The organism is Pseudomonas sp. URMO17WK12:I11, assembly GCF_007677725.1.
Lineage (GTDB): Bacteria > Pseudomonadota > Gammaproteobacteria > Pseudomonadales > Pseudomonadaceae > Aquipseudomonas.
Genome location: NZ_VEDF01000013.1, coordinates 83,071 through 96,403, shown reverse-complemented (window position 1 = coordinate 96,403; position 13,333 = coordinate 83,071). Strand labels below are relative to the sequence as shown.

Genomic DNA, 13,333 nt, shown 5'->3' with positions numbered 1-13,333 from the left:
CCTGGCTCGGGTTCGATCAGCTGCGGGTGGATTGCGGCAGTTCGGCGACCAGACGCAGCGAGGCTGTCAGTTCGTCGAGCTGATAGTGCGGGCGCAGGAAGGCTACGGCCTTGTAGGCGCCGGGCTTGCCCGGCACTTCGACCACTTCGACGCTGGCTTCGCGCAGCGGGAACTTGGCCTTGGCCTCCTGGCTCGCGGTATCGTCGAGCAGTACGTAGTCGGCCAGCCATTCGTTGAGGAACGATTCGACGTCCTTGCGCGAAGCGAAGCTGCCGATCTTGTCGCGCATGATCGCCTTCATATAGTGGGCGATCCGCGAGGTGGCGAAGATGTACTGCAGTTGCGCCGACAGGCGGGCGTTGGCATTGGCGATGTCAGTGTTGTACTGCTTCTGCTTCTGAGTCGACTGGGTGCCGAAGAACGCGGCGTAGTCGGTGCCTTTGCAGTGCACGAGGGGGATGAAGCCCAGGTCGGACAGCTCTTTCTCACGGCGGTCGGTGATGGCGATTTCGGTCGGACACTTGAGCGCGATTTCGCCGTCATCGGTCTTGAAGGTGTGAGTCGGCAGACCTTCGACCAGTCCGCCACCCTCCACACCACGGATCGCCACGCACCAGCCGTAACGGGAGAAGGCATCGGTGACGCGGGTGCCGAGGGCGTAGGCGGCGTTCATCCACAGGTACTTGTTGTGGTCGCGGCCGTCGACGCTCTCGACGAAGTTGAACTCGTCCACCGGCACGGTATCCGGGCCATATGGCAGACGACCCAGCACGTGCGGCAGAGTCAGGCCGACGTAGCGCGAGTCTTCTGAGGCGCGGAACGACTTCCACTTGGCGTATTCGACGGTGTCGAAGATCTTGGCCAGGTCGCGCGGGCCGGACATGTCGGTGAACGAGTCCCAGCCGAACAGCTCCGGCGATGCCGCAGAAATGAACGGTGCGTGAGCCGCGGCGGCAACGTGCGAGATCTCTTCGAGCAGGTACATGTCTTCGGGGCTGCGGGTGAACTCGTAGTCACCGACCAGCATGCCGAAAGGGGCACCACCGAAGGTGCCGTATTCTTCTTCATAGATTTTCTTGAACAGCGCGCTCTGATCGAATTCCGAGGCGGATTTCAAGTCGCGCACCAAATCTTTCTTCGATGCGTTGAGCAACTGAATCTTCAGCGTGGTGCTGGTCTCTGTCTGGTCGACCTGGTACTTCAGGCCCCGCCAGGAGGCTTCCAGCTGCTGGAACTCGCTGGCGTGCATGATCTCGTTCATCTGCTCTGAGAGCATCGCGTCGATTTCGGCGATACGGGCATCGAGCACGGCAATCAGGTCTTTACTGGGCGTCAATTCGCCCTCCAGCACCTGGCCGACCAGTTCGCCGATTAGGTCGCGTGTGCGGCTGCGCTCGGTTTCCGAGCGGGCCACGCGGCTTTCGGAAATGATGCTGTCGAGCAGGGATGCCTGGGGCGCGAAGTGTTCAACCTCGACCAGGTCGGATTCCTGTTGGGGCAATGCTTGCTTGTCGGTCATCGTCTGGCTCCTGCTCACGCTTTGCCGTCGTCGGCAGGTACGGCGGCTTCGCGACCGAATTCCTTGCCTAGGGTTTTCAGCTTCTCGGTGTTCTGCAGCACGTCCATCAGCAGCTCTTCGAGCTTGTCGTTGCCGCCCATCTTGTTGCGCAGGTCGGCCAACTTGTTACGTACTTCCAGCAGCTTGCGCAGCGGCTCGACCTGCTTGACCACGTTCTGTGGCTCGAAGTCTTCGAGGCTATTGAAGTTCAGTTCCACACCCAACTGCGTGCCGTTCTTGGCCAAGGTGTTGTCGACGCGGTAGGTCAAGCGCGGCTTGATACCCTTGAGCACGCCGTTGAAGTTGTCGCGGTCGATGAAGACGAACTTGCGGTCCTTGAGCTTGGGCAGTGGTTCCAGCGGGTTGCCAGAGAAGTCGCCCAACACACCAACGACAAAGGGCAGCTCCTTTTTTTCGAGCGCATCGCCGATGTCCACGTCGTAGGTGATATGGACCCGAGGCGCGCGAACGCGGTCGAGTTTGTGCTGGGTGCTTTCCTTCTTCGCCATCGTGTTCTCCAGTGCGAGCAATTCGCTGCGAATCATTGCGCCGCCCGTGCCGGGCGCTGGCGCGTTACAGTCCTTCGATCGTCAGCAGCAGGCGCTGACGGATTTCGTCGTTCATTTCCAGAATGTTGTCGCGACCGACCAGCTCTTCGAAGCTGGTGTTGCCGGCAATCTGCGTGCTGCTACGGATGACCGAATCATCGGGAAGTTCCGAGCGCACCGGCGAGCTGATGACGCAGAATGGCAAGTCGCCGAAACCTTTCAGGCGCTCGAAACTCAGCCCGAAGCGCAGCCCCTCGAACAGTCGGCCCAGGCCGGGCGACTTGCTCAGGCAGTAGAACAGCACCAGGTAGTGCACCACGAAGCGGTACAGCTCGGCGCTGCTGCGGTTGGGGTCTTTGATGACGGTGCGAAACTGCGCCAGCTCGAACGCATGGAACCCGACCACCCAGCGCGTCGGGCTGGTGATGCGGATGACCTGGCCACTCTGCTCGAGGACCTTGTCGTATTCCAACGGAAACAATTCAGGGGTGGTACTGATCAGGTTCAGGGGAACTTCCAGCTCGCTGACCAGCTGGAACGGCGCGGCTGAGCCAATGCGCTCGTAGAGCTCGATCAGTGACTGGAAATGGCTCTGGGTTTCACGCCCGCTGCTGCGCTGGGCGCCCTGCAGGTATTCGCCAAACAGGCTCTGCGGACGGATCAGCGGTGCCACGGTGGCGAGGTAATCGGCCGCCTGCGCCTTGAGCGCATCGGAGATCGCCCGCGTCTGGCTACGCAGCTTGATCAGTGCTTCGACATCGAATGTCTGTGTCATTGGTACATCGTCCATGAGCCTGCTTGATCGTCCTGAAACGCCAATGGCGTGGACCTGAAAAAACTCGCCTCTCCGCTGAGGCAACTAGCGTACTGGCAAATGAATATCGAGTTGCCAGCAATGCCGATTAAGTCACTAAAGTGCGGAGGAAGTTCCGACGAGGGGCGCGATTTTTTCCCTGTTTTGTGATGCGGCGCAATGATGGCGCCGTGATATTGGCGAGCGCTTAAGGGCTGAGGAAATGGGGCCTGAGCCCCGGAAGGCAAGGCTTACGCGGGCTGTACGAGCCGCGCAAAAACGCATGAAAAGTTTTTTTCAAAAGGTGAACTTCGTCTCATTTTTTGCTTTGCGCCGCAGGGCTGCGGCACTATTCGGGCCACGTCTGAATGATGGCCATGCGACGGAATATGACGCGTTCGAGGGTGGCTCAGCGGATCGCCACGGCAGGGGCGACGTAAAGCAGCGTCTTCAGCGAAGCCCCGAACACCAGGGTCTGGAAGCGATGCAGAGGGGAGCCGGTGGGTGGGTCGAATTTTTTCCGGTCAAGACACTTGTCACACAGCCAACCAGCAGTATGGCCACCGCCGGGGGAGCCATGAGCAGGCCGAACGCCAGGTAGGGCGTTTCCACCACAGGCGCTCCACGCAGCAGCCTGCCGTACAACGGGTACAAGTAATTGATCTAGGCATGAGCCGAGAAGGCTGCGACCGCTAGCAGGGCGATGATCATGTCGCCAGCCAGTAATCTGGTCTTCCAGGGGATAATGCGGGAGATCTTTGTGTAGATCGGTTATTCATCCATGACGCTCAGGTTCACTTGCAACGGTTACTGGCGTCCACCTTCCGTGCACAACGTCCGGTTGCCAACGTGTTTACAGGGCTGCTCATCGCTGTTGTAGAAATCAGGTTTGAAGCAATATCGCGCATCATTGACCCAATACACTCGCCAGGCTGACCCTGAAATCAAGAGTTTCTGGCAGGGCGTATAGCCTTTCGCCCAGAGGCCAAGGGTCACAAGTACCGCCAGCGCCGGTGAGATGAAGATCATCGACCAGACTGTCAGTTTGTAGGAGTTACGTTGGAAGCGGAACATCCGGGACTGGGGCGACGGGTCGAATTTCTGCGCACGCCAGCAGGCATGCAGTGAGGTTACAACGACGATTGGAGTGACTGTGGACATGGCGATGAGCATGAAGGCCAGATAGGGTGTCACCACGATTGGGGCATCCTTTAGTAACCTTCCGAATAACGGCAGGATATCCCTCGCCAGCCAATAAGCTGACAGGATACCTAGGATCAAGGTCGCCAGGCCAGTCGCGAACGCCATGAGGCGAAACAGGTGCGGGGAGCGTTCGTGGAACTCAGCAGGTTCAGTAGTCATGATCAAAACTTTGGAAGGTTGAACGTCGGGAGAGAGGGCAAGGAGGGGAGCTCGGGCACAGTGGGCCATCCAGGCAGATTGAGATCTCCAGGATTGAGCTTTTTCAGCGCCCAGCGCTTGGCCCCGTTATAAAGATTGTCAGCAACCTCGCTGGCGAGATTGCTGACTTTTTCCTGCGCATATTTTTCCAGTCGCCTTGGGTGCGCGTACAGAGATGCGGCGACTGCGTAGCGCGGTGTGTACGCTGGGCAAACTGGGTTTGTGCCTGAAAGTCTTCGATCGACATGATCACCATTTCACGGTGATTTTGGTCCATCTGCCGGTCCACTTGGCTGAGTTGGCTTTCACTCACGCTCATGGCGATTCTCCCTGATATTCGCGCCGTACTGCCTGATGCCTAGGCGCAGGGAGCCTACACCTCACAGCTTGATCGAATCAAACCAGGGGACATATTCCGTTGTAATTAATTGGAATGAGCCGACGCCGCAGCGCATGCGGCCATGCACCTGGCGCAGGAGCATTTCGCTTACTAGGGTTAGATAAGTGGCTCAAAGCCATCTGACAGCCCAGACCAAACGCGTTTTCATTAGGAGATTTCCAGCTTGATGCAGGATGCATTGTTATGATTACGGACGCCATCGAGTCGATGCTCACCCAGCATCAACGTCTGTTCATCTTCGCCTCCCCATTGCCCCCGGAACAAGAGCTGCAACTGCTGAGTTTCAGCGGCAGAGAGGCAGTAGTTCTCCATGTCGCTGATGCAGATATACAGCTTTCAAGTATTGAGTTTGGAGGGGTTTGAGAGGGTGAAGAGAAAAACACTAATTAGTTGGATAGAAGAAACGATGGCACGACGTATGGCGCCGCTGTCGCTAGTAGGCAGATTTCAACGAGCAGAATCTCTTTAGAAGTTTCAGTTTCCGGTGGCGTAGTACTTGACCTCGGCTCAGAAAGGATTTTCCTAGAAGCCACAGACATCCCAATGGGTAGGTATGTGCTGGTTGTTGATGTGCATCTGGATGTTCCGCTTAAGGCATCAGGCCATATTCCAGAACATGTTAAGCCATTGCTGCAGTATTCAGAGATCTTTAATTTTAATATACGTTTGGAAAGCGAAATCTTATCAACTCCATCATACAACGAAGTTGGGCATCCGATCTATGAAGGATACGGGCAGTTAGGATTTTTTATCGCTGATCTTGACAAGATGGATGATTACATGCGTTTAAGGCTTGGTCATAATAGGTTGAATCTGAAAGATGCGTTGTGTGAGACAGAAATCGCAAATGAGCTCTTTGGGGAAGGATTGTTAGTACTTGTTTGGGGTATGATCCCCTGGCAATACTACGTTTATGGTCTAGACAGTCCTAAAGATATCGCTGTAGTGCCCAGTTTGAATAACCCTCAGTTCCAAGGTAGCTATAAGTTCAGATCAGATATTAAAAGACCTAGCGTTGTCCCTGGTGAATTTCTGCTGAATTGGCCAGAGTGCTTGAGTCTGGATCTTCCCAAGGTAGCACTAGAAGGTGAAGGTGAGCAGGTGGCTGTACAAGTTCATGTGATAGGATTCCATGTCGTAGGCGGGGCGTTGGCCCGAATTTCTCAGTGATCACGGCATGCCGTCAGAAATGTGAGGGGGCGGCTCAGCCGTTATTGATGGTAGATATTGAAGGTGTTGAGCCTGGGCTGGCATTGGGATTTAATGACGTCTGAGGCGTTAGCTTGATACTAATACCTCTTGCCTATCGCGCATAGCTGCGCATTAGGATAGAGGTGGCCGTCGTCGGTGCTGCAGATGGCACGGTCTGATTTCTGGAGGATTATTATGAGCTTTGATAGAGGAAAATTTCATGCGCTACAATATGAACCTACAGCGGAAGGGTGTCCAGATAATCTAACTGGTTTTTTCAATCACGATAGATTCGAGTGGTCTCCCTATGAAAATCATCCTGAAAGATTAGAGATAAAAAATGAATACAGCCTTGCGCTTTCGGATCCGAACACTTGCATTGATAGATTAGATTTCGATTTCTTTGAAGTGGGCGTGACCTATGTGTCGCAGAATTTTCTAAATGTTTGTGACTCGTTAGGTGCAAAATACAGGGCCATACCGCTTGAAATTTCACAGGGGAATAAGATTAGGAAAGATGAGTATTTTATTCTCTTGCCGGGTGAAAGCCTGGCTGCTCTAGACAAGAAGTCTTCGACCTACGTGGCTGCGAAGGACTTGGAAAACGGAGATGTCATAGCTAGCCCGTTATTCGCCGATCAAATTACCATCGATAAGATAGATTTATTTGTTTTATTACCTGGAATCAAAAGTGATATTTTTCGTTGTCAGGAAACACTTCAAATTTTTTGTAGCGAGAGATTTAAAGCGGCTGCGGACAAGTAAAAGGGAATTTCGTTCGTGGCGATAGATGAAGCTTACAGGTACGATCCTTGGTCGGATTTTGATGAGTTGTAGTCTGTGGCTCCACTTTTGTCTGATATAGAGTGGGCGCCTGCCTTGCCAGGCTTCAACCAGGTGTTGAAAAATCCAAGCAAAGACATTTTTGGAAGCTTCTGTCACGCAAAAAATTGATCTGGAGGAATTCTATGAAGATGTAGTTTTTGAACAGTGTATAGCGTCTACTGATTTCATGGATGAGTGTGGGCAGTCTAATTGCAAGGATTTTGGTTTGCCTGTGCGCCTTGAGTTGCGCAGCGATCGTAAAGCAGGTAAAGCGTATAGTCTTTTTTTTGAAAGCAGGCGGTCTATTCTAGAGATAGATAAAACGAAATTTGTTCTGATGGATGAAGGGTTACTTAAGCCGGAGAGCGAACGCAGAGGTATGCCCGCCGTTTATGCTCGGATTGAGCATTTCGTGATTGAAAGCGGTATCGACGAAGATCTTTTCTAGTGTAAGGAATTAAAACAAATTGTCTGTTAATCCGAATTTACGCTCGGTTGTTTAGAGAGAAAGCTGGTCGGGCCGGATTTTGAGAGAATCGATGATAATTTCATTCATGATTTTTGGAGAAATTTGAATGGCTTATATAGATATTTTGGAATCCGAAATTAATGCAAGTGGTGAGGACCCTGCATTCGCTGGGGGCTGCTGACGATGTGATAGGCGACTTTGAAAGAGCGCTAGATGGCGAATTTCCTGAGTCGTATAAGCTGCTCTTAAGTAAATACGGCGCTCTATTTTTTGAAGGTGATACTTACTATGGCATCACCAAGAGTGCGGTGGATGCGGTATCGGTTCCGAGTGTGGCTTTTGCCAGAAAGAGCGCTCGGGGTGATGGAGGCCCTGATGATTCTATGATTGTAGTGAAAGCATCTGGCTATGGCCCAATCTACTCTATCGATACTTCGATTGTGGGGGCACTGGTGAATCGGTTATAGTGGAGGCCGAACTATCATTTAAGCGCACGAAGGACAAAAGTATAATTTACCGAAGCTTCGAAGCGTTTATTGTTGATAGTGTGCGGCAGGCCGTCAGAGCACTTTGATTTTCGCTCTGTTCTGTCCATGGCTGGGCGTTCTGCCCTTCGTGTACGTTTTCGTATACTATTTTTTGAGTAATCTTAAAGTCCCTTGTAATCGAATGTTTCATACGCCCGCCGGAGCAGATCAGTGCTGGGCACTCAGCGCTGGACTCTGACAGCGGTGCTTTCAACAGCCGGACCACACTGATGCTGCTGGATCGCAGCAAGCGCTAGGTCGCAGTCGGGGTGTCCTGACAACCAAAATCCACATGCTCTGCGATGCCAACGGGACCCCTTTACGCTTCCTTCTCCTTGGCGTTCAAGCCAGTGACAGGTGCTACGCATAACCACTGCTGGACGAAGTCAGCATTCCAGCAAGCCAACGTGGCCGCCCACGTAAACGCCATCTCTTTTCGTACAGCGCCTAAAACTTATTCAATGTGCTGAACCTCCGTCGACTAGCGCCGAATTCTTACAGGCGTTCACCCCTGCCTGTCGAGGTTCCACCACGCGGAACCACATTCGTTTGCACCCTCACGCGCCCCGCGTTTATCTGTGGCCAACACGACCTGCCGTGACCGTCGTGCTCTCACAGCGAACAACAAGAACGGGACCACCCGCGCGAGGAGATTTGCCCATGCAGCATCAACACATCCTGGCCTGGCTCGGCGATGTCGCCAGCGACCTGCACAGCATCCGTCACGATATTCACGCTCACCCTGAATTGGGTTTCGAAGAAAGCCGCACCTCGGCGCTGGTCGCTGCGCTGCTGCAGCAGTGGGGCTATGAAGTCCACGCAGGCATCGGCAAGACCGGTGTGGTGGGGGTGCTGCGCAATGGCAGCAGTTCGCGCACCCTGGGCTTGCGTGCGGACATGGACGCGTTGCCGATCGAGGAGGCCAGCGGTGCGGCCTACGCAAGCCGCCATCCGGGCTGCATGCACGCCTGTGGTCACGATGGGCATACCACCATGCTGCTGGGCGCGGCGCGCTATCTGGCGGCGACGCGGCGGTTCGATGGCACCCTGACGTTGATCTTCCAGCCGGCCGAAGAGGGTCAGGGCGGGGCGCAGGCGATGCTTGCCGATGGGCTGCTGGAGCGCTTCCCGTGCGAGGCGCTGTTCGGCATGCACAATATGCCAGGCCTGCCGGCCGGGCATCTGGGCTTTCGTGACGGCGCGATGATGGCCTCGCAGGATTTGCTCACCGTCACCCTCGAAGGCGTGGGTGGGCATGGGTCCATGCCGCACTTGACGGTCGACCCGTTAGTGGCAGCGGCCAGCGTGGTGATGGCGTTGCAGACCGTGGTGGCGCGCAATATCGATACACAGGAAGCGGCGGTGGTTACCGTTGGCGCCCTGCAAGCCGGAGAGGCGGCCAATGTGATCCCGCAACGCGCACTGTTGCGGCTGAGTTTGCGCGCGCTGGATGCGCAGGTACGCGAGCAGATGCTGACCCGGGTGCGGGCGATCATCGAGGGCCAGGCGCAAAGCCTGGGCTGTAGCGTACACATCGAGCATCGCCCGGCTTACCCCGTGCTGGTCAACCATGCAGCGCAGAATGCCTTCGCTCGCGAGGTCGGAATCGAGTTGCTCGGCGCCGACAGGGTCGATGGCAATACCCGCAAGCTGATGGGCAGCGAAGATTTCGCCTGGATGCTGCAACGCTGCCCGGGTGCCTACCTGTTCATCGGCAACGGCGTACAAGGCCCGATGGTGCACAACCCCGCTTACGACTTCAACGACGACATCCTGCTTACCGGAGCAGCCTACTGGGCCGCGCTTGCTGAGCGCTGGCTCAACCGACCACCGACCGAGCAGCCCTGAAATCCGTACTGCCTTCTCTTGCAGCTTGAAGCTCGCGACTTGCAGCTTCCCCTCCCTGGGAGTACTCCGCATGCAGATGTCCAATAACGGCGCCTCGCGTACCCGGCAAGTGGTCGCGGCGGTGATCGGCAACGCCCTGGAATGGTACGACTTCATCGTCTATGGCTTTCTGGCGAGCATCATTGCGCGCCAGTTCTTCCCCTCCGACGATAGCTATGCCTCGCTACTGATGGCACTGGCGACATTCGGCGTCGGCTTTTTCATGCGCCCGGTCGGTGGCGTGCTGTTGGGTGTGTACGCAGACCGAAAGGGCCGCAAGGCCGCCATGCAGCTGATCATTCGCCTGATGACCGTGTCGATCGCGATGATCGCTTTCGCCCCCAACTACCTGGCCATCGGCATGGGCGCACCGCTGTTGATCGTCGTGGCGCGCATGCTCCAGGGCTTTGCCACTGGCGGAGAGTACGCCAGCGCCACTGCATTTCTGGTGGAGAGCGCGCCTGCCCACCGCAAGGGGTTGTATGGCTCCTGGCAGCTGGTGGGGCAGTGCCTGGCGGTGTTCTCCGGCGCTGCGATGGTGGCCCTGGTCACGCATTTGTGCACGCCGGCCGCACTGGACAGCTGGGGTTGGCGGATCCCGTTCGCGTTGGGGTTGTTGATTGGGCCGGTAGGGCTGTGGATTCGCAAGCACATGGAGGAGCCCGAGGAGTTCTTGCAGGCGCGCCAACAGGCCAAGGGCCAGGCACCAGGGCTATGGCAGGTGCTGCGTGAGCATCGGCGCAGCCTGCTGGTGTCGATGGGCCTGGCGTGCGGGGCGACGGTGTCGTTCTACGTGGTGCTGGTGAACATGCCAACCTTCGCGCACCACAACCTTGGCCTGCCGTTGGACCAGGTGCTGTTGGTGCAGATGCTGGCGGTGGGGCTGATGACCGTGGTCATTCCGCTGGCCGGGGCGCTGTCGGACCGGCTCGGGCGGCGGCCGGTGCTGATGGCGTTCACCTTGGCGTTTTTCGTCATGGTCTACCCGCTGTATGTCTGGGTGGCCGCCGCGCCATCGATCGAGCGCTTGCTGGTGATGCAATTGCTCTTGTGCACGGCTATCGGTGGGTTCTTCGGCCCAGCGCCGACCGCGCTGGCCGAGCAGTTCCCGGTCGAGGTACGGTCTACCGGCGTGTCGGTGGCCTACAACGTGGCGGTGATGGTGTTCGGTGGCTTCGCGCCACTGATCGTCACTTGGCTCAGCAAAGCGCTGGGCACACCGGTGGCCCCGGCGTTCTATGTATTGTTCGCCTGCCTGCTGACCTTGTTGGGCACGTACTGCCTGAAAGAAGCCCCGCGTAGCGGCGGGGCCGTTGCCTACAAACTGGGAGTGAAACCATGACCGCATTAGCGATCGACCCCATTGTCGCCCTCGAGGCCGAAGCGCTCTCGCAGGCCATTCATGGCCGGCAAGTGGCGTGCCGTGAGGTGATGCAGGCGTACCTGGGCCATATCGAGCGCTTCAACCCGGCGGTCAATGCGCTGGTCTCGCTGCGCGCAGCCGACGCCTTGCTCGCCGAAGCCGACAGTTGCGACCGCGAGCTGGCGCGCGGTCACTCTCGCGGCTGGATGCACGGCATGCCCCAGGCCATCAAGGACCTGGCGGCCACGGCGGGGCTGCGCACCACCCTGGGTTCGCCATTGTTCGCCGAGCAGGTGCCGGCGCACGACGCCATCAGCGTGGCGCGCATGCGCGCCAGTGGGGCGATCATCATCGGCAAGAGCAACGTGCCGGAGTTCGGCCTCGGCTCGCAGACCTACAACAGCCTGTTCGGCACCACCACCAATGCCTACGACTGCACCCGTGTCGCCGGTGGCAGCAGCGGAGGGGCCGCCGCCGCGCTGGCCATGCGGCTGCTGCCGGTGGCCGATGGCAGCGACATGATGGGCTCGCTGCGCAACCCTGCGGCGTTCAATAACGTGTTCGGTCTGCGCCCTTCACTGGGCCGCGTGCCGTATGGGCCGACGCCTGAGCTGTTCATGCAGCAGCTCGCTACCGAGGGCCCGATGGGGCGCAGCGTGACGGACGTAGCTCGGTTGCTGAGCGTGCAGGCCGGGTACGATGCGCGGGCGCCGCTGTCGCTCAATGATGGCGGGCAGGATTTCGCTGCAGACTTGCAGCGAGACCTCAAGGGCGCGCGAATCGGCTGGCTCGGCGACTACGACGGTTATCTGCCGATGGAACCTGGCGTGATGGCCCTCTGCGAGGCGGCCTTGGCCGATTTCGCCGAGCTGGGCTGCACGGTCGAGCCGTGCCAGCTTGGCTTCGACCCGGCGCGCTTGTGGCAATGCTGGCTGATCCATCGCCACTTCCTGGTGCACGGCAATCTGGCAGCAGCCTACGCCGACCCGGCCAAAAGGCCGCTGCTCAACGCGCAGGCGCAGTGGGAAGTGCAGGGCGGTGAGCTGCTGGGCGCAGCGGCCCTGCACCAGGCTTCGCTGGACCGTAGTGCCTGGTATCAGGCGGTCGGCGCCTTGTTCGCGCGTTACGATTATTTGCTGCTGCCGTCGGCCCAGGTGTTTCCTTTCGACGCAGCCGAGGCTTGGCCGAAGGAGATCGCAGGGCAGGCGATGGACACCTACCACCGCTGGATGGAAGTGGTGATCGGCCCAACCCTGGCCGGCTTGCCGAGCATGAGCGTGCCGGTGGGATTCAACGCTGCCGGGCTGCCGATGGGCCTGCAGATCATCGGGCCGGCTCAAGCCGACCAAGCGGTGTTGCAGCTGGCCTACGCCCACGAACAGCTGACCCGCTGGGTGGCGCGGCGGCCGCCGCCGCGTTTGCAACAGGGCTGACGTGGGTGGCCGGCCCGTATCTTGCTGGGGTTGTGCTCATTACAGGCAGCTCATCACAGGCAGACAGGGAGGTCGGACACATGGGCACAGCGACAGACAGCAGCGGCGTGCGCTCGGTGGAGCGCGCGCTGGCCATCGTCGAGCTGTTGGGCGAGCATCAGGCGCTTGGCCTCGAACAACTGCACTACCTCACCGGCCTGCCCAAGGCCACCGCCTCTCGCATGCTCGCCACCCTCCAGGAGCAGGGCTGGGTCTATCGCGGCCTCAGCGACCGGCGCTATCGCCTAAGCGCCCGGCGCCTGTTCGGCGACCGCCAGCAGCGCTTCAAGCGCCAGTTGGTGGAGAGCGCCGCGCCCTTGTTGCTGGAACTCAGCGAGCGCACGGGGCTGGTGGTGGATCTCTCGTGCTTCGATGGCGAGCGCCTGGAAGTCATGGAGAGCGCCATTCCACAGGTGTTGCGCAAGCGTTATCCAAGCAACTGCCAGATCGTCGGCCAGCATGCCAGCCTGATTCACTCGGCGATGGGCCGCGCGTGCCTCAAAGAGTTGACCTCGGAGGAGGTACTGCGCCTGGCGCGGCAAGATCCGTCGGGCGGCGAGCAGTGGCTGCGCGAGCTGCAGGCCGATGCGCAGCGGGGCTTCGGCCAGCGCACGGAAGGGCATTGGGAGTACCCGGTGCGTTTGCCGTTTCTGATCCGCGCGATTGCCCTGCCAGTGCGGGTGCAGGGCCGCCTGGCCGGCAGCATCGCCTTGCACTGGCCGCTGGACCAGGCTCCGGTCGAACAGGTGCTGGGTTTGCACCTGAACAGCCTGGCGAACACCGTGGGGCAGGTGCAGCACGCGCTGGGCAATCAGGCTTCGGTGCAGTGACGCTGCGGCAACGCGAATGAATCCGTGCCCCGGGTGCGAGGTCCAAGCCATGCCCTTGCGATCACCTTC

General features: G+C 58.2%; 14 protein-coding genes and 1 pseudogene. 10 read left to right on the top strand and 5 right to left on the bottom strand.

Going from position 1 to position 13,333, the window contains the following annotated elements; all coding sequences use genetic code 11:
* Positions 1–16: 16 nt before the first annotated feature.
* From tssC to FS665_RS20615, 5 genes are all read right to left on the bottom strand, one after another.
* Positions 17–1,519 (bottom strand): type VI secretion system contractile sheath large subunit, encoded by a 1,503-nt coding sequence (tssC, locus tag FS665_RS20645; protein ID WP_145192782.1) that lies wholly within the window; start codon positions 1,517–1,519, stop codon positions 17–19.
* Between the two features lie 14 nt (positions 1,520–1,533).
* The gene (tssB, locus tag FS665_RS20640) at positions 1,534–2,067 is read right to left on the bottom strand and encodes a type VI secretion system contractile sheath small subunit (protein WP_145192780.1); all 534 of its coding nucleotides are present in this window, start codon (positions 2,065–2,067) and stop codon (positions 1,534–1,536) included.
* A gap of 64 nt (positions 2,068–2,131) precedes the next feature.
* The gene (locus tag FS665_RS20635) at positions 2,132–2,881 is read right to left on the bottom strand and encodes a hypothetical protein (RefSeq protein ID WP_145192778.1); all 750 of its coding nucleotides are present in this window, start codon (positions 2,879–2,881) and stop codon (positions 2,132–2,134) included.
* 825 nt (positions 2,882–3,706) lie between these two features.
* On the bottom strand, positions 3,707–4,261 hold the full coding sequence (locus FS665_RS20625) for a hypothetical protein (RefSeq protein ID WP_145192776.1): 555 nt from the start codon (positions 4,259–4,261) through the stop codon (positions 3,707–3,709).
* A 103-nt stretch (positions 4,262–4,364) separates the two neighbouring features.
* Positions 4,365–4,619, bottom strand: a complete 255-nt coding sequence (locus FS665_RS20615; RefSeq protein WP_145192775.1) for a hypothetical protein — start codon at positions 4,617–4,619, stop codon at positions 4,365–4,367.
* 264 nt (positions 4,620–4,883) lie between these two features.
* Between FS665_RS20615 and FS665_RS20610 the strand changes: the two genes are divergently transcribed.
* From FS665_RS20610 to FS665_RS20565, 10 genes and pseudogenes are all read left to right on the top strand, one after another.
* Positions 4,884–5,063: a hypothetical protein gene (locus tag FS665_RS20610; RefSeq protein WP_145192773.1), complete on the top strand. Its 180-nt coding sequence runs from the start codon at positions 4,884–4,886 to the stop codon at positions 5,061–5,063.
* Between the two features lie 180 nt (positions 5,064–5,243).
* A complete protein-coding gene (locus tag FS665_RS20605) occupies positions 5,244–5,870 on the top strand; it encodes a hypothetical protein (protein ID WP_145192771.1) in 627 nt (208 codons plus the stop codon).
* A 216-nt stretch (positions 5,871–6,086) separates the two neighbouring features.
* Entirely contained in the window at positions 6,087–6,656 is a 570-nt protein-coding gene (locus FS665_RS20600; RefSeq protein ID WP_256675117.1) for a hypothetical protein, read from the top strand.
* 160 nt (positions 6,657–6,816) lie between these two features.
* Positions 6,817–7,164 carry a hypothetical protein gene (locus FS665_RS20595; RefSeq protein ID WP_145192769.1) on the top strand — a complete coding sequence of 116 codons (348 nt, stop codon included), beginning with the start codon at positions 6,817–6,819 and terminating at the stop codon, positions 7,162–7,164.
* Between the two features lie 161 nt (positions 7,165–7,325).
* On the top strand, positions 7,326–7,652 hold the full coding sequence (locus tag FS665_RS20590) for an SMI1/KNR4 family protein (protein WP_256675116.1): 327 nt from the start codon (positions 7,326–7,328) through the stop codon (positions 7,650–7,652).
* A 310-nt stretch (positions 7,653–7,962) separates the two neighbouring features.
* Positions 7,963–8,079: pseudogene (locus tag FS665_RS23755) on the top strand (IS5/IS1182 family transposase); the annotation flags it as partial.
* 293 nt (positions 8,080–8,372) lie between these two features.
* Entirely contained in the window at positions 8,373–9,560 is a 1,188-nt protein-coding gene (locus FS665_RS20580; protein WP_145192767.1) for a M20 aminoacylase family protein, read from the top strand.
* 70 nt (positions 9,561–9,630) lie between these two features.
* A complete protein-coding gene (locus FS665_RS20575) occupies positions 9,631–10,941 on the top strand; it encodes a citrate-proton symporter (RefSeq protein WP_145192765.1) in 1,311 nt (436 codons plus the stop codon).
* Positions 10,938–12,395: an amidase gene (locus tag FS665_RS20570; RefSeq protein WP_145192763.1), complete on the top strand. Its 1,458-nt coding sequence runs from the start codon at positions 10,938–10,940 to the stop codon at positions 12,393–12,395. Before FS665_RS20575 ends, FS665_RS20570 begins: the two co-directional genes overlap by 4 nt.
* A gap of 80 nt (positions 12,396–12,475) precedes the next feature.
* On the top strand, positions 12,476–13,264 hold the full coding sequence (locus FS665_RS20565; RefSeq protein ID WP_145192761.1) for an IclR family transcriptional regulator: 789 nt from the start codon (positions 12,476–12,478) through the stop codon (positions 13,262–13,264).
* Positions 13,265–13,333: the final 69 nt, after the last annotated feature.